Origin of the sequence: Ruegeria alba, assembly GCF_022321465.1 — a bacterium.
Lineage (GTDB): Bacteria > Pseudomonadota > Alphaproteobacteria > Rhodobacterales > Rhodobacteraceae > Ruegeria_B > Ruegeria_B alba.
Genome location: NZ_JAKOEM010000018.1, coordinates 25,217 through 46,435, shown reverse-complemented (window position 1 = coordinate 46,435; position 21,219 = coordinate 25,217). Strand labels below are relative to the sequence as shown.

At 64.0% G+C, this 21,219-nt stretch carries 22 protein-coding genes; 17 read left to right on the top strand and 5 right to left on the bottom strand.

The window, feature by feature from the left end:
• Positions 1-282 precede the first annotated feature (282 nt).
• A complete protein-coding gene (miaB, locus tag MB818_RS16885) occupies positions 283-1,602 on the bottom strand; it encodes a tRNA (N6-isopentenyl adenosine(37)-C2)-methylthiotransferase MiaB (protein ID WP_234237849.1) in 1,320 nt (439 codons plus the stop codon).
• Positions 1,603-1,697: 95 nt separating this feature from the next.
• Between miaB and MB818_RS16880 the strand changes: the two genes are divergently transcribed.
• A complete protein-coding gene (locus MB818_RS16880) occupies positions 1,698-2,603 on the top strand; it encodes a hypothetical protein (protein ID WP_439653295.1) in 906 nt (301 codons plus the stop codon).
• A 71-nt stretch (positions 2,604-2,674) separates the two neighbouring features.
• Here MB818_RS16880 and MB818_RS16875 read toward each other — a convergent pair whose 3' ends face one another.
• A complete protein-coding gene (locus MB818_RS16875) occupies positions 2,675-3,472 on the bottom strand; it encodes a phytanoyl-CoA dioxygenase family protein (protein ID WP_238905843.1) in 798 nt (265 codons plus the stop codon).
• A gap of 91 nt (positions 3,473-3,563) precedes the next feature.
• Here MB818_RS16875 and MB818_RS16870 point away from each other — a divergent pair, with 91 nt between their 5' ends.
• A complete protein-coding gene (locus MB818_RS16870; protein WP_238905813.1) occupies positions 3,564-4,460 on the top strand; it encodes a LysR family transcriptional regulator in 897 nt (298 codons plus the stop codon).
• Here MB818_RS16870 and irrA read toward each other — a convergent pair whose 3' ends face one another.
• Positions 4,461-4,880, bottom strand: a complete 420-nt coding sequence (gene irrA / locus MB818_RS16865) for an iron response transcriptional regulator IrrA (protein ID WP_234140267.1) — start codon at positions 4,878-4,880, stop codon at positions 4,461-4,463. It abuts the gene before it with no gap.
• A 189-nt stretch (positions 4,881-5,069) separates the two neighbouring features.
• On the opposite strand from irrA, the gene fabA reads away from it, so the two are divergent.
• The 4 genes from fabA to MB818_RS16845 all read left to right on the top strand — a co-directional run bounded on the left by fabA (position 5,070) and on the right by MB818_RS16845 (position 8,673).
• Positions 5,070-5,579 (top strand): bifunctional 3-hydroxydecanoyl-ACP dehydratase/trans-2-decenoyl-ACP isomerase, encoded by a 510-nt coding sequence (gene fabA / locus MB818_RS16860; protein WP_234140269.1) that lies wholly within the window; start codon positions 5,070-5,072, stop codon positions 5,577-5,579.
• A 183-nt stretch (positions 5,580-5,762) separates the two neighbouring features.
• Positions 5,763-6,569: a hypothetical protein gene (locus tag MB818_RS16855; protein WP_234176911.1), complete on the top strand. Its 807-nt coding sequence runs from the start codon at positions 5,763-5,765 to the stop codon at positions 6,567-6,569.
• Positions 6,570-6,645: 76 nt separating this feature from the next.
• Positions 6,646-7,875 carry a beta-ketoacyl-ACP synthase I gene (gene fabB, locus MB818_RS16850; RefSeq protein WP_234140274.1) on the top strand — a complete coding sequence of 410 codons (1,230 nt, stop codon included), beginning with the start codon at positions 6,646-6,648 and terminating at the stop codon, positions 7,873-7,875.
• A 6-nt stretch (positions 7,876-7,881) separates the two neighbouring features.
• Entirely contained in the window at positions 7,882-8,673 is a 792-nt protein-coding gene (locus tag MB818_RS16845) for an enoyl-ACP reductase FabI (protein WP_234140276.1), read from the top strand.
• Positions 8,674-8,763: 90 nt separating this feature from the next.
• Here the strand turns inward: MB818_RS16845 and MB818_RS16840 are convergent, their stop codons facing one another.
• Entirely contained in the window at positions 8,764-9,192 is a 429-nt protein-coding gene (locus tag MB818_RS16840) for an FKBP-type peptidyl-prolyl cis-trans isomerase (protein ID WP_234140279.1), read from the bottom strand.
• A 121-nt stretch (positions 9,193-9,313) separates the two neighbouring features.
• On the opposite strand from MB818_RS16840, the gene MB818_RS16835 reads away from it, so the two are divergent.
• From MB818_RS16835 to MB818_RS16790, 10 genes are all read left to right on the top strand, one after another.
• The gene (locus MB818_RS16835; RefSeq protein WP_238905811.1) at positions 9,314-10,000 is read left to right on the top strand and encodes a haloacid dehalogenase type II; all 687 of its coding nucleotides are present in this window, start codon (positions 9,314-9,316) and stop codon (positions 9,998-10,000) included.
• Positions 10,001-10,828: an alpha/beta fold hydrolase gene (locus MB818_RS16830; RefSeq protein ID WP_238905810.1), complete on the top strand. Its 828-nt coding sequence runs from the start codon at positions 10,001-10,003 to the stop codon at positions 10,826-10,828. It begins immediately after the preceding gene.
• Positions 10,825-11,799 (top strand): threonine ammonia-lyase, encoded by a 975-nt coding sequence (locus tag MB818_RS16825; RefSeq protein ID WP_238905809.1) that lies wholly within the window; start codon positions 10,825-10,827, stop codon positions 11,797-11,799. Before MB818_RS16830 ends, MB818_RS16825 begins: the two co-directional genes overlap by 4 nt.
• A 107-nt stretch (positions 11,800-11,906) precedes the next feature.
• Complete coding sequence (gene pcaD / locus MB818_RS16820) at positions 11,907-12,695, top strand: 3-oxoadipate enol-lactonase (protein ID WP_238905808.1); 789 nt, start codon at positions 11,907-11,909, stop codon at positions 12,693-12,695.
• A 12-nt stretch (positions 12,696-12,707) separates the two neighbouring features.
• Positions 12,708-13,421, top strand: a complete 714-nt coding sequence (locus tag MB818_RS16815; protein WP_238905806.1) for an alpha/beta fold hydrolase — start codon at positions 12,708-12,710, stop codon at positions 13,419-13,421.
• On the top strand, positions 13,421-14,758 hold the full coding sequence (locus MB818_RS16810; protein WP_238905804.1) for a class-II fumarase/aspartase family protein: 1,338 nt from the start codon (positions 13,421-13,423) through the stop codon (positions 14,756-14,758). Before MB818_RS16815 ends, MB818_RS16810 begins: the two co-directional genes overlap by 1 nt.
• Positions 14,759-14,818: 60 nt before the next feature.
• Positions 14,819-16,018, top strand: a complete 1,200-nt coding sequence (locus tag MB818_RS16805) for a TCR/Tet family MFS transporter (RefSeq protein WP_234168092.1) — start codon at positions 14,819-14,821, stop codon at positions 16,016-16,018.
• An 86-nt stretch (positions 16,019-16,104) separates the two neighbouring features.
• Entirely contained in the window at positions 16,105-17,196 is a 1,092-nt protein-coding gene (locus MB818_RS16800) for a Zn-dependent alcohol dehydrogenase (RefSeq protein ID WP_238905802.1), read from the top strand.
• 88 nt (positions 17,197-17,284) lie between these two features.
• Positions 17,285-18,511, top strand: a complete 1,227-nt coding sequence (locus MB818_RS16795) for a mandelate racemase/muconate lactonizing enzyme family protein (protein ID WP_238905800.1) — start codon at positions 17,285-17,287, stop codon at positions 18,509-18,511.
• Positions 18,512-18,620: 109 nt separating this feature from the next.
• The gene (locus MB818_RS16790) at positions 18,621-18,905 is read left to right on the top strand and encodes an ArsR/SmtB family transcription factor (RefSeq protein ID WP_234140296.1); all 285 of its coding nucleotides are present in this window, start codon (positions 18,621-18,623) and stop codon (positions 18,903-18,905) included.
• Positions 18,906-18,917: 12 nt separating this feature from the next.
• Here the strand turns inward: MB818_RS16790 and MB818_RS16785 are convergent, their stop codons facing one another.
• Positions 18,918-19,913 carry an AraC family transcriptional regulator gene (locus tag MB818_RS16785; RefSeq protein WP_238905799.1) on the bottom strand — a complete coding sequence of 332 codons (996 nt, stop codon included), beginning with the start codon at positions 19,911-19,913 and terminating at the stop codon, positions 18,918-18,920.
• A 97-nt stretch (positions 19,914-20,010) separates the two neighbouring features.
• On the opposite strand from MB818_RS16785, the gene MB818_RS16780 reads away from it, so the two are divergent.
• The gene (locus MB818_RS16780) at positions 20,011-21,219 is read left to right on the top strand and encodes an acetyl-CoA C-acetyltransferase (RefSeq protein ID WP_234143638.1); all 1,209 of its coding nucleotides are present in this window, start codon (positions 20,011-20,013) and stop codon (positions 21,217-21,219) included.

The following is a 21,219-nucleotide window of genomic DNA, read 5'->3' as shown; positions in this document are numbered from 1 at the left end:
GAAATCCACGAGCCATTGAATCCATTTTGCTTACAGTCTCTATCGCACCAAGTCGATTGGACCAAAATCGTTAACTCTGGACTGGCAAGTTCTCTGCGTTTGTTTACTCATGCCTCGCAGATTCACATTGGTGTGCTCGGCACATTCCACAAAGCTGATCTCCAAAATTTGTTTCCAAATTCAAAACAGATCAAGGCTTGCGCTGCTATCGTCATCAATTCAGCAGCAATCAACAGATGGCTGCAGCGAGACAGGGTCGCGCGAGCTACCCTTTACACGCGCTTATACGCGCTCGCCCGCCAGTGAGTTGGCACCCGACGCAACGATCCGAACGCGGGTGATCTGCCCGGCTTCAAGCCCGGAATCCTGCACGTGAACCGCGTGCAGGTATTCGCTCTTGCCGACCATCTGGCCGGGCAGGCGACCGGGTTTTTCGAACAGGACACTGACCTCGCGCCCGACCATGCTGTCCTGGATCTCGCGCTGGTGGCGGGTGATCACCGCTTGCAGCCGGTGCAGCCGGTCGTCGGCCTCGGCCGGGTCGACCTGCGCGCGCTCGGCCGCCGGGGTGCCGGGGCGGGTCGAATACTTGAAGGAATAGGCATAGCCGTACCGCACCTCTTCCACCAGATCGAGCGTGGCCTGGAAATCGGCCTCGGTTTCTTCGGGGAAACCCACGATAAAATCGCCCGACATCAGGATGTCGGGACGCGCCGCCCGGATGCGCTCGATCAGCCGCAGATAGCTTTCGGCGGTATGGCTGCGGTTCATCCGCTTCAGGATCTTGTCCGACCCCGCCTGCACCGGCAGGTGCAGATAGGGCATCAGCTTGGCGCAGGTGCCATGCGCCTCGATCAAGTCGTCGCTCATGTCATTGGGGTGGCTGGTGGTAAAGCGGATGCGCTCCAGCCCGTCGATCTTGTCCAGTTCCCAGATCAGCCCGGCCAGTGTCATGTCGCCGTTCGGCCCCGCGCCGTGATAGGCGTTGACGTTCTGACCCAGCAGCGTGATCTCGCGCACCCCGCGTTCGACCAGTTCGTTGGCCTCGCGCAGGATGCGGTCGGCGGGGCGGCTGACTTCGGCCCCGCGGGTATAGGGCACCACGCAGAAGGCACAGAACTTGTCGCAGCCCTCCTGCACCGTCAGGAACGCGGTCGGGCCACGTTTCGCCTTGGGGCGGCTCTTGAGCTTCTCGAACTTGTCTTCCTCGGGGAAATCGGTGTCCAGCGCCTTTTCCCCTGCGCGCGCCTTGGCTTCCAGTTCCGGCAGGCGGTGATAGCTTTGCGGCCCGACCACCAGATCGACCAACGGCTGGCGGCGCATGATCTCCTCGCCCTCGGCCTGGGCGACGCAGCCCGCAACCCCGATCTTTAGATCGGGCTTCGCGGCCTTCAGCCCCTTGAACCGGCCCAGTTCGGAATAGACCTTTTCCGCCGCCTTTTCCCGGATATGGCAGGTATTGAGCAGGATCATGTCGGCGTCTTCGACGCTTTGCGTCTCGACATAGCCCTGCCCGCCAAGCGCCTCGGCCATGCGCTCGCTGTCATAGACGTTCATCTGGCAACCATAGGTCTTGATAAACAGCTTCTTGGGGTCGGACATCGGACGGACCTTTGTTTTCGCGGGATCAGCGGCGGCCTCTACAGGGTTCGGGCGCCGCTTGCAATGCACGCGCAATTAACCGAAGTTGGCCCAGAATGCCAGACAGGCAAAGACGCAAGGCAGGCTGGACAGGCATGGAATACGCCTCACTCGATCATTTCCTGAAAACCGGGGCCGAGGCCCTGGCCAAGGGGCCGGTGGCGATGATCTTCGTCGAGGACGATGTCGAACTGGCCACCACCATGCGCCACCATATCCAATGCGGGTTCAAATCGGTGCTGGCGCTGATGCCCGATGCCTTTACCCTGCCCCCCGACGTGGAAAACCGGGTCCATCGCATCCCCTTCGATTGCGGCCCGCGCCTGGCGGTGACCAATGCGATCAACCGCATCATCGCCGCGGCGCCGGGCATCTGGATGTATTACTGCTTCAACGCCGAATACCTGTTCTATCCGTTCTGCGAGACCCGCAGCATCGGCGAGATGCTGGCCTTTCACGGCGAAGAGCGGCGCGATGCCATGCTGACCTATGTCATCGACCTCTATGCCGACGACCTCAGCGCATTTCCCATCGGGGTCTCACTCGACCGCGCCTTTCTGGACAGATCCGGCTATTACGCCCAGGCCCGCAAGGACCCGGAAACCGGCCATCCGCGCGAACGGCAGCTCGATTTCTTCGGCGGCGTGCGCTGGCGCTACGAGGAACATATCCCCAAGGACAGCCGCAAGATCGACCGCATTTCGTTGTTCAAATCGGCGCCCGGCCTGCATCTGCGTCCCGATCACACTTTCGACGACCAGGAATACAACACCTATGCCTGTCCCTGGCATCACAACCTGACGGCGGCGATCTGTTCCTTCCGCACCGCCAAGGCTCTGAAGAAGAACCCCGGATCAACCTTCGAGATCCACAGCTTCCGCTGGCACAACTCCACCCCCTTCGAATGGCATTCCCGCCAGCTGCTCGATCTGGGGCTGATGGAACCGGGACAGTGGTTCTGATCCCGGCCTGTCCCTTCATTTCGCCATAAATACTTCGGGGGAGGCGCGCCAGCGCCGGGGCAGCGCCCCCTCTAGCGTCGCAGCAGCACCGGGAACCAATCCTCGCGCAGGCGCTGACCGGGCACCATGTCATGCCCCGGATAGGGCGGCGAGGTACGACCGGGACGCTCCACATAGCGCGCGTCATCCCCAACCAGCCGGAGCGAGAAGGCGCGACGCCGCGAATTGCTGGTATTGCCGCGCGCGCCGTGCAGGGTGCGATAGTCAAACGCCACCGCATCGCCCGGCGCCATCTCGAACTCGACGATCCGCATCCCCTCGGCCTCGGGGTCGGGCACCGGCATGTACTGGCCCTCATCGGCAAAGAACCCCTCTTCGGACACCCAGCGGGTCGGCAGAACCTCCTTCTCCCAGCGATGCGATCCGGCCACACAGCGCAGCGTCGCCTCGGTCACCGGGTCCAGCGGCGACCAGAAACTGACGGTCTGCCGCCCCTCGACAAAGTAATAAGGCCCGTCCTGGTGCCAGGGCGTCGCCATCGAGGTGCCCGGCTCCTTGACCAGCACGTGATCGTGGAACATCTGCACGGTTTGCGACCGCATCAGGTCGGCGGCCACCTCGGCGGCGGGCGAGGTCTCGATCACCTCGCGAAACTCTGGGATACGTTCCCAGTTGCAATAATCGTCAAAGAACAGGCCCGTATGCCCCTCCTTGCGGTTTTCCGAGGCATAGGGACCAGGTGCCGCCATGTTGGCGGCAATCCCGGCGCGCAGGGCCTCCACATGATCGGCGAACAGGCCCCGGACCAGCACGACACCGTCGCGCTGAAAGGTCTCGATCATCTCGGGCGTGACAAGCGGGTGCGGCATGGCGTTCTCTCCGGGGCTGATGTCCTGCCTCTTTTTGCGCATGACGGGAACTTCTGTTCAAATCATATCTTTCGAACTAATAAATAGATTGATGTTATATCTGACCCTGCGCCAATACGAATATGTCTGTGCCGTGGGCCGGCATGGCAGCCTGTCGGCCGCCGCCGCCGCGTTGAACGTTTCCCAGCCGGCACTGTCTGCCGCACTGGCCAAGATCGAGACGCATCTGGGCCAGCCCCTCTTCATCCGCAGGCGAGGCTCGGCCATGGCGGTGACCCCGGCAGGGCGCGATTTCATCGTCGCCGCCGAGGCGCTTTTGTCCGACGCGGCCCGGATCGAGGATCCGGCCCATCCCCGCCCGGCCAAACGACAGCTGCATCTGGGCTGTTTCACCGATCTGGCGCCCTTCCTGCTGGCCCCTGCCCTGCACGCGCTGCGCCGGGCGCTGCCGGATGTGACGGTCAGCACCCGCGCCGACGGGTTCGAGGCGCTGATTTCGGCGCTGCTCAAGGGCCAGATCGACCTGGCGCTGACCTATGATCTGGGGCTGGATGCCGGGTTTCACCGCCAACCGCTCTATCGCAGCCACCCGCAGGCCCTGATGTCTCCCGACCATCCGCTGGCCCTGGGCGCCGATCCCAACCTGAAGGCGCTGACCGGGCATCCGCTGATCCTGTCGGACGAAGGCCTTTCGGCGCAGCACATGCTGGGTCTCTTTCGACGGCATGGATTGTCGCCGCTGGTGGCGCACCGGGCCGCCACGCTGGAGCTGTTGCGCAGCCTCGCCGCCCATGGCGAAGGCGTCGGGATCAGCTATGCCGCGCCCTCATACGCCACCAGTTATGACGGCAGGCCACTGCTCAGTCGCCCGATCGTCGGGACGGATTTGACGGAATCCGTGATCCTTGTCCGGCACGGCACCGGCGCGGCGGACGCAACCACCGCGCGGGCGGCACAGGTCTTGACGGATTTGTTCGGCGCGGGTTGATCAGCCCTTGCGGCGCAGCCGGATCACCACATCGACCGAGGCGATCTCGACCCCTTCGGGCGCTTCGGGCAGGCGCTGGATCACCAGCTGATCCGAGGGCGCATCCGACAGCCGCCCCTCGTCCTCCCAGAAGAAATGCGGGTGATCGTGGGTATTGGTGTCGAAATAGCTTTTCGAGCCATCCACCGTGATCTCCTGCAACACACCGGCCTCGCAAAAGGCGCGCAGCGTGTTGTAGACGGTTGCCAGCGACACGGCGGCGCCCTTGGTCCGGGCGGCATCGAACAGGCTTTCGGCGGTCACATGGCGGTGGCGGCCATCGCCCACCAACAGCTCGGCCAGCGCCACGCGTTGACGGGTCGGGCGCAGCCCGGCATCTACCAGCCAGTCGGTGGCGATTTCCTGAGAATTCGGCGTCATCGGTCCCGTTCCGTTGCGGCTAACGGTATATATAAAGTGCGCGCAACGTAAAACTCAAATGAAATTCATTCGCATCTGGCTGTGGACCTGCGACCACAGATCCCTTTGCCGCCCTTGCGGGACAAGCTTTGGCGATGCTAGAGGAGTCCAGCTATGCTAGACAGACCCACAGGCAGGAGAGACAGGCAGATGGCCCAATACCCGAGCAGCTTTGACAAGGACGAACTGCTGAAATGCGCTCGTGGCGAGCTGTTTGGTCCCGGCAATGCACAGCTGCCGGCGCCGCCGATGCTGATGATGGACCGGATCACCGAGGTGTCCGCCGATGGCGGCGCCCATGGCAAAGGTCACATTCGGGCCGAGTTCGACATCACTCCCGACCTGTGGTTCTTTGACTGCCATTTCCCCGGCAACCCGATCATGCCCGGCTGCCTTGGCCTGGACGGACTGTGGCAGCTGACCGGCTTCAACCTTGGCTGGCGCGGCTGGCAGGGGCGCGGCTATGCGCTGGGTGTGGGCGAGGTCAAGCTGACCGGCATGGTGCGGCCCGACCGCAAGATGCTGACCTACAAGGTGGATTTCACCAAGGCGATCCAGACCCGCCGCCTGACCATGGGCGTTGCCGACGGCATCGTCGAGGCCGATGGCGAAGTGATCTATCAGGTCAAGGACATGAAGGTCGCGCTCAGCGAAAGCTGAGAAACCGCATTTCTTTCAGAACCCAATATGCCTACCTGACAAGGCAACCCGAACCCGCGACACAACAAACACGCCTTTCACGGATTGAGTACCCGAAAGGCGCGTTTCTTTTTCGTGTACGGGTACCGACCTCTGCCTCGTGTTGGCGTAGTATCCAGGCTACGACAAACATCGAGGCAAATCATGTCCATACCCAAGAACAGCGCCGCGTTTTGCGAAGCGGCAATCCAAAGGCAGAAAGATTACTGTCTGGAAAAGAACATCTATCCTCGATGGCCGGGGATAGCGGACACGTTGATAGAGCGTCGCCCCGAGTTGCTCGACGCCTATGATGATCTGGCCTGTGCCCTGAAGGGAGACCATCGCGCCGCAGACGTTTTTGTTGACGCCTTGCTTTGCACCGTCTGCGTCTGGGAACCGGCCAGCTCTCAGGAGATGCGCGAAGCAAAAGCGCGGCTGGCTGAGGTGAACCAGAAGATCGCGGATCTAGCCAACGGGCTGAGTAATTTCTTGCAGGAACGTTCTGATCTAGAGAATTCCCATTCCTTTGGCAGCAACACACACCATCACGTTGTAGATGTGATCGTCCGGGCGGCTCGGGACAACTATTCTTTCAAATGGTATGTCGAACCGGAACTGAACGCTCTTACTTCAAGGTTCGATATGAAGTACTGGCCGGACCTTTCCGATATTGCGGCCGAGATCGCGGTCGACGCGCAAAACGCGGAGATCGAGATAGACGACAGCATAACTGCTGCTGCCTTGGCCAGCAGCAGAGGCTCCAAAGCTGATTTCTGTCGCGCTCTTTTCGAGCGCGTCAGAGAGGAGGCGCGTTCAGCATCACCGTTAATGCCGCGCGATTTCCACCTGAAGGATGACACTTGGGCCGCGTTCATAAACTGCCTGCTCGATCTGCCCCCAGAGGACATGGTTGATGGGCCATACATCAAACGGCAACGGCAACGAACGCGCGAGCTTGCCGAGCGCTAAATCTCGCATCATGCCCCATCTTGCACCTCCATCCCTCAAAGCCTACTAAGGCGTAAGCAACGAAGGGAGTACACGTATGCGCCGTGTCGTCGTCACCGGATTGGGCATCGTTTCGTCCATCGGGAACAATGCCGAAGAGGTCACCGCCTCGCTCAGGGCGGGCCGGTCTGGCATCGTCGCCAGCGAGGAAATGGCCGAACACGGGTTCCGCAGCCGCATCGCTGGTACGCTCAAGATCGACGTCGCCGAGCATGTGGACAAGCGCGCGCTGCGCTTCATGGGGCCGGGTGCGGCCTATGCCCATATCGCCATGCAACAGGCCATCGCCGACGCCGGCCTGACCGAGGATCAGATCGTCAACCCGCGCACCGGTCTGGTGGCCGGATCGGGCGGCCCTTCGACCAGTGCCATGCTGAGCGCGCATCAGACCGTGCTCAAGACCGGCGCGACCAAGCGGATCGGGCCCTTCGCGGTGCCCAAATGCATGTGCTCGACCATCTCGGCCAACCTGGCCACCGCGTTCAAGATCAAGGGCCTGAATTATTCCATTACCTCGGCCTGCTCGACCTCGCTGCATTGCATCGGCAATGCCGCCGAGCAGATCATGATGGGCAAGCAGGACGTGATGTTCGCCGGTGGTGGCGAGGAACTGGACTGGACACTCAGCTGCCTGTTCGACGCGATGGGCGCAATGTCGTCGAAATACAACGACACGCCCGAGAAGGCCTCGCGCGCGTTCGACCAAGATCGCGACGGGTTCGTGATCTCGGGCGGTGGCGGCATCGTGGTGCTGGAAGAATTGGAGCATGCCCTGGCGCGGGGTGCCAAGATCTATGCCGAGGTGACCGGGTATGCCGCCACCTCGGACGGGCATGACATGGTGGCACCTTCGGGCGAGGGCGGCGAACGGGCGATGCGGCTGGCGGTGTCCACCCTGCCCGAGGACCGCAAGGTCAGCTATATCAACGCGCATGGCACCTCGACCCCGGTCGGCGACGTGGGCGAGGTCGAGGCAGTGCGCCGCGTGTTCGGCGAGGGTCGCGTGCCTCCGATCAGCTCGACCAAGTCAATGACCGGCCACGCGCAGGGGGCTGCGGGCGCGCTCGAGGCGATCTTCTGCTTGCTGATGCTGAAACATGACTTCATCACGCCCTCGATCAATGTCGAGACCCTGGCCGAAGGCATCCAGCCCGGCGAGGTCGCAACGCAATATGTGGAAAACGCCGGCCTCGATTCGGTGATGACCAATAGCTTCGGCTTTGGCGGCACCAACGGATCGATGGTGCTGAGCAAGTTCAGGGGGTAAGGGCAGATGTCGGGACTTTTGCAGGGCAAACGCGGCCTGATCATGGGGGTCGCGAACGACCGGTCCATCGCTTGGGGCATCGCCAAGGCGATGCACGAAGCGGGGGCGGAACTGGCCTTTACCTACCAGGGCGAGGCCTTTGGCAAGCGGCTGGAACCGCTGGCCGCCAGTGTCGGCAGCGATTTCATGGTCGATGCGGATGTCACCGACGATGCGTCGCTGGATGCCGCCTTCGAACAACTGGCCGCGCGCTGGCCGACCATGGATTTCCTGGTGCATGCGATCGCCTATTCGGACAAGTCCGAACTGACAGGCCGGTTCCTGAACACAACGCGGGCGAATTTCAAACATTCGATGGATATTTCGGCCTATTCCCTGATCGAGGTGGCGCGGCGCGCCTATCCGATGATGAAGGAAAATGGCGGCACCGTGCTGACGCTGACCTATCAGGGTTCGAACCGGGTGGTGCCGAACTACAACGTCATGGGCGTTGCCAAGGCGGCGCTGGAATCGGCGACCCGTTATCTGGCCAATGACCTGGGCCCCGACGGGATCCGCGTGAATGCGATCTCGCCCGGCCCGATGAAGACCCTGGCCGGCGCCGCCATCGGCGGTGCGCGCAAGACCTTCAAGTTCTGCGACCAGAACGCGCCACTGCGCTCGAACGCAACGCTCGAGGCGGTGGGCGGTACTGCGGTCTATCTGGCTTCGGACGCAGGCGCCTGCACCACGGGCGAGATCATCCGCGTCGATGGCGGCTTCCACGTTCTGGGTATGCCTCAACCCGACTCGATGTAGAGCACGCTGGACACGCCAACAGACCCTGGCCTGCGGTGGCACCCGCGCTTTTGAAAACGACCAACCCCGGCAAGGGTTGGTCGTCTTCTTTCAGTTGATCGAAACGATTTCCACCTCGAACACCAGATCTTTGCCCGCCAATGGGTGATTGGCATCCAGCGTCACCATCGTCTCACCGACCTCTACAACCGTGACGTCGACAGCAGGTCCATTGGGTTGCCGCATCTCAAGCTTCAACCCCGGCTCCAGCTCCAGCCCTTCTGGCATCCGATCGCGTGCAACATCGCGGCGCTGGCTTGGATCCATAGGGCCATATGCCTCTTGAAACGGTACCTCGACCCGCTTGGTCTCTCCTACCTTCAAACCCGGAAGGGCGTTGTCGAGACCACCGATGATCTGGCCCGAGCCTACGACGATCTCCAGCGGTTCTCGATTCTGTGAACTGTCAAAGACTGTCCCATCGGTAAAAGTTCCGGTGTAGTGGAACCGCACTTTATCGCCATTCTTAACCTCAGACATATCCTCTCCCAATAAAAATAACCTTCAGTCGCGCAGACTAAGCCTTGTCACAACAAAGTAAACCCCGGCACTTTCTCACAATACGAACATATGAGAACCTGCTCACGGTAAGGAGGACCCGATGCCCATCACCACTTGCGTGTTCGACGCATATGGCACACTTTTCGACGTCTCCGCCGCAGCCCGGCAGGCGGCGGATGAACCCGAAAACACCGCCCTGCGCCCGCATTGGCAGGCGCTGGCTAGCCATTGGCGGCTGAAGCAGCTGCAATACAGCTGGCTGCGCGCGATCACCGGCGCTCATACCGATTTCTGGCAGGTGACCGGTGACGGGCTCGACTGGGCGCTCGAGGTGGTCGGGCTGACCGGTGATCCGGCGCTGCGCCAGCGGTTGCTGGACCTTTACTGGCAATTGCAGGCCTATCCCGAGGTGCCCGCGATGCTGCGCGCACTCAAGGCCGCCGGGCTGGAAACCGCGATCCTGTCCAATGGGTCGCCCGACATGCTGGATGGCGCGGTGCGCTCAGCCGGGTTGGGCGATGTGCTCGACGACGTGCTTTCCGTGGAAAGCGTCGGCATCTTCAAACCTGATCGCCGGGTCTATGACCTGGTGGGCCAGCGGTTCGGCTGCTCGCCCGATGCGGTGCTGTTCGTGTCCTCCAACGGCTGGGATGCGGCGGCGGCGGCCGGTTACGGGTTCCGCACTGCCTGGGTCAACCGCGCGGGCGAGCCGCTGGACCGGCTGCCCTGGACCCCTGACCATATCTTGTCGGATCTGACCGGCATTCCAAAACTGGCGAGGGTCTGAATGGCCAGCTTCACCACCAGCGACGGTCTGCGCCTGTTCTACGAGGACGAGGGGACCGGCCAACCGCTCCTCTGTCTCGCCGGGCTGACCCGGTGCAGCCGCGATTTCGAATTCCTGCGCCCGCATGTGACCGATCTGAGGCTGATCCGCCTCGACTATCGCGGGCGGGGGCAGTCCGACTATGATCCCGATTACCGCAATTACAACGTCCTGCGCGAAGCCCATGACGCCATCGAACTGCTCGACCATCTGGCGCTGGACAGGGTGTCGGTGCTGGGCACCTCGCGCGGGGGCATGATCGCCATGGCACTGGCGGCCAGCCATCCGGACCGGCTGGCGGGGGTGATCCTGAACGATGTCGGCCCGGTGATCGAGCCGGCGGGCATCGCCCGGATCATGGATTACGTGGGCAAGAAACCGGTCTCGAAAACCCATGACCAGGCCGCGCTGGCGCTGAAACAGGCGATGGAGCCTCAGTTTCCCGGCGTGCCGCTCTCGGTCTGGCGCAAACAGGCCGAGATCCAATATGCCGCCACCGACCAGGGGCTGGCGCTGCGCTATGACGACGGGTTGCACAAGGCGCTGCTGGATCAGGCCGCCACCGGGGCGATCCCCGATCTGTGGCTGTTCTTCGACGCGCTGCGCGACATTCCCACCGCCGTGTTGCGGGGGGCGAATTCCGATATTCTGGGCGCGGGCACCGTGGCCGAGATGCATCGCCGCCATCCCGGTCTGATCTCGGCCGAAGTGCCGGACCGGGGCCATGTTCCCTTTCTCGACGAACCGCAATCACTGGACCTGATCCGCCGCATTCTGGAGGCCGCATGAGCACCCTTGAACTGATCGAAGCCGCCGCCACACGGCTGTCGGGCCATGTCCGCCGCACGCCGCTGCTCTCCTCGCCCTTTCTGGACGAGATCGCCGGGCGCCGGGTGCTGGTGAAACCCGAATGCCTGCAACATACCGGCAGCTTCAAGTTTCGCGGCGCCTGGTCGGCCATTTCGGCACTGGACCCCGAGACGCGCGCCCGCGGCGTCATCGCCTATTCCTCGGGCAATCACGCGCAGGGGGTCGCCCATGCGGCGACGTTGCATGGCATCGCCTCGGTGATCGTGATGCCCTCGGATGCGCCCCGACTCAAGATCGACAACACAAGGGCGCTGGGGGCCGAGGTGGTGCTGTATGACCGGGGCCGCGAAAGCCGTGAAGAGATCGGCACCGCGCTGGCCGGTGAACGCGGATTGACGCTGATCCGGCCCTATGACGAACCGCAGGTGATCGCCGGTCAGGCCAGTGTGGGGCTGGAACTGGCCGAACAGGCGGGTGAACTGGGCGTCGACAGCGGAGATGTACTGGTCTGTTGCGGCGGTGGCGGGTTGACCTCGGGCGTGGCACTGGCGCTGGAGGCCCGCGCACCAGGGCTGCGCGCGCGCCCGGTCGAGCCCGAGGGGTTTGACGATGTGAAACGCTCACTCGCCAGCGGAACCGTCAGCCGCAACACTTCGGAAACCGGCAATATCTGCGACGCGATCCTGACGCCGGAACCGGGCAAGATCACCTTTCCGATCCTCAGCCGGCTCTGCGGCCCCGGCCTGGCGGTGAGTGAGGACGATGCCCTGCGGGCCATGGCGCTGGCCTTTCTGCGGCTCAAGATCGTGCTGGAACCGGGCGGTGCGGTCTCGCTTGCAGCGGCCCTGTTTCACGTCGATCAGGTCGAAGGAGATAGCGTGATTGCCGTGGCCTCGGGCGGCAATGTCGACGCGGCGGTGTTTCGCACTGCGTTAGAGCGCTTTGCCTGAACGGGCCATCCACAGGAAAAATGACGCCATGCGGCGTCAGGGAGCTTTACCTTCCCCTGCGTAAGGCCCTAGCCTGGTTCCACACTGGAAAGGGGAGTCGCTGCCACATGCGGATCGCGGATCTGGGGGATATCAGGCTGCATTACCGGGTCGATGGCGACCCCGAAGGCGCACCTGTGCTGTTCATTAACTCGTTGGGAACCGATCTGCGCCTGTGGGATCCGATCCTGCCTCATCTGCCCGCGGGGCTAAGACTGATCCGCTATGACAAGCGCGGCCACGGCCTGAGCGACGCGCCGGACGGGCCCTATGCCATGGGCACGCTTGTCCGCGATGCCGAGCGGCTCCTGGACATGCTTGAGGTTCGTGAGGCGGCTGTGGTGGGCCTGTCGATCGGTGGCATGATCGCACAGGGGCTGGCGGTCAAGCGGCTGGATCAGGTGCGCGCGCTGGTTCTGTCGAACACCGCCGCCAAGATCGGCACCAAGGAGATGTGGCAGGATCGAATCGCCGCCGTCACCGCAGGCGGGATCGAGGCTCTGGCGGATGCCGTGATGGAACGCTGGTTCTCGCGCGGGTTCCGCACCACGCCCGAGCTGACCCTTTGGCGCAACATGCTGGTCCGGCAACCGGCGCAGGGCTATGCCGGGTGCAGCGCCGCCATCGCGGGCACCGATTTCTATACCCCCACAAGCGGCCTCAGGCTGCCGACCCTGGGCATCGCCGGGGACGAGGACGGCTCCACCCCGCCGGATCTGGTGCGTGAAACCGTCGATCTGGTCCCCGGTTCGCAATTCCACCTGATCCGCAAGGCCGGGCATCTGCCTTGTGTCGAACACCCCGCAGCCTATGCCAAACGCCTCGTGCAGTTCCTGCACGACGTGGGCCATATCTGAGAGGGCACGGACATGGCCGATTTTCTTCTGGTTCACGGATCCTGCCACGGGGCGTGGTGCTGGCGCGACCTTATCCCTGCGCTGGAGGAGCGCGGCCACACGGTGCGCGCCATCAACATGCCCAGCCATGGGTCGGACGTGACTCCGATCAACGAGGTTACACTGGACAGCTGTCGCGACGCGGTGCTGGACGCCAGTACAGCCGACACCCTGATCCTGGGCCACAGCTGGGCCGGTTATCCGATCAGCGCCGCTGCTGAACGAAACCCTGACGCGATGCGCGGGTTGATCTATCTCTGCGCCTATGTGCCCCGCTCGGGTCTGTCGATGGTCGAGATGCGCAAACGCGCGCCACGCCAGACCCTGACCGAGGCGGTGGTGAAATCCGAGGACGGGTTGTCCTATACCGTCGATCCCGACAAGGTCGCCGATCTCTTTTATCACGACTGCCGACCCGAGCGGGTGCATTACGCTCAGCCCCGCCTCTGCCCGCAGGCGATTGCCCCGCAAGAGACACCGCTGACCCTGTCCGACCGGTTTGAGGGCGTGCCCAAGGTCTATATACGCTGCGCCGAGGATCGGACGATTCCGCCCGAATACCAGGAGGAGATGACGGCGGACTGGCCATCCGACCGTGTCCATGTCATGAACAGCTCTCATTCGCCGTTCTTTGCCGACCCGCAGGGGCTGGCGCGGCTGCTGACACGGATCGAAGGACATTTCTGATGGCCGCATCAGTGTTTGACAGCGCGCATCTGGCGCGCCTTTTTCCTGCGGGCGATGCTGGTCGGCTGTTCACCGACGGGGCCGAGCTGCGCGCGATGCTGCTGGTCGAGGGGATGCTGGCCAAGGCGCAAGGCGCGCTGGGGCTGATCCCGGCCGAGAGCGCTGGCGCCATTCACCGCGCGGCGATGGAAATCCATCTCGACCCCGGCGCCCTGGCCGAGGCGACGGGTTCAAACGGGGTCAGCGTTCCGGCATTGGTCGCCGCCTTTCGCACCGAGATGCAGGCGCCCGAACATGCGCAATACGTGCATTGGGGCGCCACCTCGCAGGATATCATCGACACCGGCCTGATGCTGCGACTGCGTCAGGCGGTTTCGGTGCTGGAGCGGGATCTGGGTGCGATCTTGGAAATCCTGGCGGGGCTGGCCGAAACCCATGCCGATCTGCCCATGGCAGGCCGCAGCTATGGCCAGCATGCCACCCCCACCAGCTTTGGCGCGGTGGTGGCGGCCTGGGGTGCGCCGCTGCTTGATCTGTTGCGCGAATTGCCCGGTCTCAGGCGCGATTGCCTGCTGGTGTCATTGTCCGGCGCCGCCGGCACCGCCGCCGCTTTGGGCCCCGAGGCGGCGCGGCTGCGCGGTGATCTGGCCCAGCTTCTGAACCTTACCGATCCCGGGCGCAGCTGGCACACCGACCGCACCGCTGTGCTGCGGCTCGCCGACTGGTGCACCCGCATCGCGCTGGCGCTTGGCAAGCTGGGCGAGGATGCCATCGAACTGACCCAGACCGGCATTGCCGAAATCACGCTGGGTGGCGGCGGCGCGTCCTCGACCATGCCGCAGAAACAGAACCCGGTCGGCCCCTCGGCGCTGGTGGCGCTGTCCCGGCAGGTGCCGGGCCTTTTGGCGGTGCTGCATGGCGCGGGCGTACACCGCTATCAGCGCGATGGTGCCGCCTGGTTCACCGAATGGATGTGCCTGCCGCAGATCGTGCTGGGCGCAGCGTCCTCGGTGCAGATCACCCAGCGCCTGCTGCCCGGACTGGCCCCCTGCCCCGACACCATGGCCGCCACGCTCGACATGGGTTTTGGCACCATCCATGCCGAGGCGGTCAGCTTTGCGCTGGCCGCGAACCTGCCTCGCCCCGAGGCGCAGGCCGCCGTAAAGGCGCTCTGCGCCGAGTCGATGGGAAGCCGGGTGCCGCTGCGCGACCTGATCGCGCGCGACTGGCCACAGCTGGACGCCGCCGCGCTGACCAGTCCGGCCCAACAGCTAGGCGCCGCCCCGGACGAGGCCCGTGCCTTTGCCGTGCGGGTCCGGTCGCAAGGGGCCACTTAGCGGCTTTTCAAGCCCGACCGGCGCGGCTAGGGTCTGGCAAACTAAACCGGACGGTTCAGAATGCGCCTGCCCTTTCTCTTCATCCTAGCGACGGTGATGATCGACGCCATGGGAATCGGCCTGATCATGCCGATCATGCCCGACCTGATCGTCGAGGTGAAAGGCGGCACCCTGGCCGACGCGGCGCTGTGGGGCGGCGTGCTCAGCACCGCCTTTGCCGCGATGCAGTTCCTGTTCGGCCCGATCATCGGCAGCCTGTCCGATGCCTTCGGACGGCGCCCCGTTCTGCTGGTCTCGCTCTTTGTCATGGCGTTGGACTATGTGGTGATGGCAGTGGCGGGCAGTATCTGGCTGCTGTTGGCCGGGCGCATCGTGGGCGGCATCACGGCGGCCACCCATGCCACCGCCTCGGCCTATATGGCCGATGTCTCGCGCCCCGAGCAGAAGGCCGCCCGTTTCGGCATGCTGGGCGCGGCCTTTGGTGTCGGCTTTGTGCTGGGGCCGCTGATGGGCGGGGTGCTGGGCGAGTTCGGCACCCGCGCGCCATTCTGGGCGGCGGCGGTTCTGGCCGGGCTGAACTTTGTCCTCGGCCTTTTCGTGATGAACGAAACGGTGACGACGGCCACCCGCCGCGCTTTCTCCTGGGCCAGCGCCAACCCGTTGGGCGCCTTTCGCATGCTGGGCCAGGTGCCCGGGCTCAAGGGGCTGCTCTGGGCCTATTTCCTCTATTCCGTGGCGATCTATGTCTACCCGGCGATCTGGTCCTATTTCTCGCAGGAGCGGTTCGGCTGGTCGCCTAAGATGATCGGCCTGTCGCTGGGTATCTTCGGCTTCCTGATGGCGGTGGTACAGGGTGGGCTGTTACCGCATATCACCCGCCGCATTGGCGAGCGCCGCACGGTGATCTGGGGTCAGCTGTTCGACTTCGTGGGTTTCGGCTTGCTCGCCTTCATCGCCAGCGGCACGCTTGCGCTGATCCTGATCCCGATCACCGCGATGGGTGCGGTGGTCCCGCCCGCCTTGCAGGCGATCATGTCGCGCAGCGTCGCCGATGACCAGCAGGGCGCGCTGCAAGGGGTGATGTCCGCCGTACATGCCCTGTCGATGATCGTTTCGCCCCTGTTGATGGCCAGCGTATTCGCCCGCTTTACCGGACCACAGGCACCGGTCTACCTGCCCGGTGCGCCTTTCCTCGTCGCGCTGGCATTGATGGCGGCAGGGTTGGTAATCTTTTTGCGCACGCGGACTGCCGTGACGTAATAGCGACGTATCTTTGCCGGTTTCCACCTTGCCGCACCGAGCGCCGCGGTCCACCGTAGGGTAAAGAAATGCCGAGGAGAGCCGGGATGCAGAAAATCCGCGCCGCCGTTTGCCATGAGTTCAACGCACCGCTGGTGATCGAAGAGGTGTTGCTTGCCCCGCCCGGTACCGGCGAGGTCGAGGTGACGCTGGACGCGGTCGCGATCTGCCATTCCGACATCTCCTATGCCGATGGCGCCTGGGGCGGGCATCTGCCGGCGGTCTATGGGCACGAGGCGGCAGGCACCGTGTCGGCCGTGGGTCCGGGTGTTGTGGGCTTTGCGCCCGGCGATCCGGTGGTGGTCACTCTGATCCGCGCCTGTGGCAGCTGTGCCAATTGCGCAGGCGGTCAGCCCACCATCTGCGACACACCTTATGACGGGGTGAAACAGGGGCCGCTGCGCACCGCGGACGAAGGACCGCTGCTACAGGCCATGGCCTGTGGCGCCTTTGCCGAGAAAGTGGTGGTCAGCCAGCGCCAGATCGTCAGGATCCCCGATGATATGGGCCGAGACGTGGCCTGTCTGCTCTCCTGCGGGGTGATCACCGGGGTCGGAGCAGCGGTCAACGCCGCCCGGCTGCGCGCCGGTCAGGACGTGGTGGTGATCGGCGCCGGCGGCGTCGGGCTGAACGCCATCCAGGGCGCCCGCATCGCCGGCGCCCGTCGCATCGTCGCGGTAGACATGACCGAAGAGAAGCTGGCAATCGCCCGCGAGTTCGGCGCCACCCATGGCGTGCTCGCCACCAGCCCGAAACCCTGGCGCGCGGCCTACAAGGCGCTTGGCGGGCGCGGCGCCGATGCGGTGCTGGTCACGGTCGGTGCGGTGCGCGCCTATGACGAGGCGCCCAAATACCTGGGCTGGGGCGGCAGGGCAGTGATGATCGGCATGCCACATGCCGGTGCCATGGCGCAATACGAACCGATGAGCGCCTCGTTCCAGGGACACGGGCTGATCGGCTCGAAAATGGGTGACGTGGTGATCCAGCGCGATATCCCGTGGATGATCGACCTCTACCAGCAAGGCCGCTTGAAACTCGACGAGCTGATTTCTGGCCGCTGGTCGCTGGAACAGATCAACGAAGCCATCGCCGACACCCGCACCGGAAGCGCCAAACGCAACGTGATCCTGTTCACCTGATGCCGGAGACTGTCGGCAAATTTTCCCCGAAAATTTGCCTGCAAAAAATTTTCAATTTTTTGCCTCCGCCCCCTTAATGGAGTACGCGATGAAGCTGCAAGATCTCGATATCATCATCACGGCGCCACCTGCTCCCGGCTGGGGCGGACGCTATTGGATCCTGGTCAAGGTGACCACCGATTCCGGTATCACCGGCTGGGGCGAATGTTATGCCTCTTCGGTCGGACCAGAGGCGATGACCCATGTGATCCGAGACGTGTTCGACCGGCACATGGCCGGCGAAAACCCCGAGAATATCGAACTGATGTTCCGCCGCGCCTATTCCAGCGGCTTTAGCCAACGTCCCGACCTGACCGTGATGGGCGCTTTCTCGGGCCTCGAGATCGCCTGCTGGGACATTCTGGGCAAAGATCGCGACCGGCCCGTCCATGCGCTGATCGGCGGACGGATGAACGAGCGTATCCGCGCCTATACCTATCTCTACCCGTTGCCGCATCACGAGATTGGGCCGTTCTGGACCTCGCCCGACCAGGCCGCCGAATGTGCTGCCGAGATGGTCCGGCGGGGCTATACCGCGGTAAAATTCGATCCGGCCGGCCCCTACACGATCCGGGGCGGCCACATGCCGGCGATGACCGACATCTCGCTTTCGGTCGCCTTTTGCAAGGCGATCCGCGAGGCGGTGGGCGACAAGGCGGACCTGCTCTTTGGCACCCACGGCCAGTTCAACACGGCTGGAGCCATCCGGCTGGGACAGGCGCTGGAGCCCTACTCGCCGCTTTGGTTCGAGGAGCCGACCCCGCCCGACAATATCGAGGACATGGCCCGTGTCGCCCGCAACGTGCGCATCCCGGTAGCCACCGGCGAACGCATGACCACCAAAGCCGAGTTTGGCGCGGTTCTGCGCGCGGGCGCGGCCGAGATCCTGCAACCGGCACTGGGGCGCGCGGGCGGCATCTGGGAGATGAAGAAGGTCGCCGCCATCGCCGAGCTGTTCAACGCCCAGATGGCGCCGCATCTCTATGCGGGGCCGATCGAATGGGCGGCCAATATCCAGCTTGCGGCCTCGATCCCGAACATCCTGCTGCTCGAAAGCATCGAAACCCCGTTCCACGATGCGCTGATCAAGGGTTCGATCCGGGTCGATAACGGATTTGTGATCCCGCCCGACGCCCCCGGCCTGGGGATCGAGGTGGACGAGGAACTTGCGCGCGCCCATCCCTTCACCGGGCATGACCTGCATCTGAACATGCAGGAAGCCCCCTGCGACTATGCCAGCGGCAATGCGTTTCAGGGCGGTGCGCCTGCGATCTAGGGGTGACATCCGGCCTGTCCTTGAGGCATATTGACGCCATTTACGAGGACAGGACGCCACAGTGACCGTGCAAGACGCCCCCCCTTTGTCGCCAGATACACCCGATGATATGGCGAGCAACGCCGCCCGCGCGGCGGGCTATCTCAAGACGCTTGCGCATGAGGGGCGCTTGATGATCCTGTGCCATCTGGGGGCGGGTGAAAAATCGGTCGGGCAACTGGAGCACCTCCTTGAGATCCGACAGGCCGCGGTCAGCCAAATGCTGGCCCGGCTGCGCGAAGAGGGGCTGGTCAGCACCCGGCGCGAAGGCAAGACCGTTTTCTATTCTCTGTCCGACAGCAATACGGAACAGGTGATCGGGTTGCTCTATTCCCTGTTCTGCGGCAACGACTGATCACCCGCCACTTTACAATTCCGATTTCCGATAGGCACGCGGGGTCAGGCCCGTCCAGCTTCGAAAGGCGCGGATAAAGGCGCTTGCCTCGGAAAACCCGGTCTGGGCGGCGATGGCTTCGACGCTGTCCCCGGTGGTGGCCAACAGGCGCACCGCCATGTCGCGGCGCACCTGTTTGCGGATATCGGAATAATCCACCCCGTCTGCCTTGAGCCGCCGCCGCAACGTATGCGGCGCCATTTGCAGGGTGGCGGCGACGTGGACCATGTCGGGCAGCCGCCCCTCGACCGACAGGCAGGTTTCCACCGCCACCGCCACCTCAAGCGGCAGACCGGCAGATGCGTCCTGAGGCAGGAATGCGTCAAGCGGCGTGCGCCGGGCATAGGCCGTTGCCTGCTCCTCGTTGCGCAGCACCGGCAGCCGTGTCAGCGCCCGCGGGATTGCCAGCCCCGAAGAGCTTTGGCCGAATTGCATCGGCGCCCGCTGGAACATGGCGCGATAGGCGCTGGCATGTCCAGGCGCGGCATGTTCGAACCAGGCACCGTTCAACGCGCCGCGATTGCCCACCATCCAGGCCAGCATGCGCCCGACCAGAACCAGCACCATTTCAACCGCTGTCGTGTTCAGCACCGTGCGCCCGGGGATGCGCGTCATCTCGAAAAGCAGGCTGGCACCACTCTCACGCAGTGAGAAACGAAAGGAATTGTCCATAAGGTCCATGAACCCGGTCGCCCGGCCATAAGCCGCACCCAGAGTATCCGCATGGCTGACATGGGCAGCCATGATCGCATGCGTCCCCACCCGCTGAGCCCGGTCCTGCAATCCGGCCAGTTCATCATCCAGTGCCAGTGTCACCGCACGCACCAGACGCACGAAATCCGGCGCCTCCAGCGCGCCGACAATCCCCGGCAGCCCCGCCCGCGCGAGAATGGCTGCCGGATCGGCACCACGCGCCACCGCGCCTTCGAGAATGTTGGCAACAATCGTCGCCGGGATCGTGACCGCCATACCTGTCACTTAATGTCTATTTCTCTGCACGGCCAGATCATTGTTTTCGCACCAGCCCCGCCCCTAGGCTGTCGCCAAACCTTCAGGAGGAACGGTCATGGCAACATCCGCCTATATCTATGACGCGCTGCGCACGCCCCGGTCGCGCGGCAAGGCCAGCGGCGCGCTTTACGAAGTGAAGCCGATCCAGCTGGCCGCCGGTCTTTTGCGCGAAATGCAGGCTCGGCACGACATGGACACCGCGCGCGTGGGCGACGTGATCCTGGGCTGCACCGCGCCGGTGGGCGATCAGGGTGCCTGTGTCGCCAAGGCCGCCGTGCAGGCGGCCCATTGGGACGAGGCGGTGCCGGGTGTCCAGCTTGACCGCTTCTGCGCCTCGGGGCTTGAGGCGGTGAACATGGCCGCCGCCAAGGTGGGATCGGATCAGGAGGAGCTGGTGGTCGCGGGCGGCATCGAATCGATGAGCCGCATCCCCATGCTCAGCCAGGGTGGCGCGATGTTCACCGACCCCGATTTCGTGATCGACCAGAACTCGGCCCCGCAAGGGATCGGCGCCGACCTGATCGCCACCATCGACGGCTACAGCCGCGAGGATGTGGACGCCTTCGCCATGGAAAGCCAGCGCCGCGCCGCGCATGCGCGCGACAGCGGCTGGTTCGACCGCTCGGTGGTGCCGGTGAAGGATGAAAACGGCCTGACCATCCTGGAGCGGGACGATTTCATCAAGCCCGACACCGACATGCAGAAGCTGGGCGCGCTCAACCCCTCGTTCGCGGGTATGGGCGCCTTTGGCTATGATGACATGGCGCTGGCCAAGTATCCCCAGGTGGCGCGGATCAACCATGTGCATACGCCGGGCAACAGTTCGGGTATCGTCGATGGGTCGTCCGCCGTGCTGATCGGCTCGGAAAAGGCGGGGCGCGATCTGGGGCTGGAGCCGCGCGCGCGCATCGTTTCGGCCACGGTCATCGCTACCGATCCGGTGATCATGCTCGCGGGACCCGGACCCGCGGCCAAGAAATGCCTCGCCAAGGCGGGGCTGAAGGTTTCGGACATCGACATCTGGGAAATCAACGAGGCCTTTGCCTCGGTCGCGCTGCGCTACATGAAGGACCTGGATATCGACCACGAGATCACCAATGTGAACGGCGGCGCCATCGCCATGGGCCACCCGCTGGGTGCCACGGGCGGCATGCTGGTCTCGACCGTGCTGGACGAGTTGGAGCGCCGGGGCGCCAAGCGAGCGATGATCTCGCTCTGTGTCGGTGGCGGCATGGGCATCTCGACCCTGATCGAACGTCTGTAA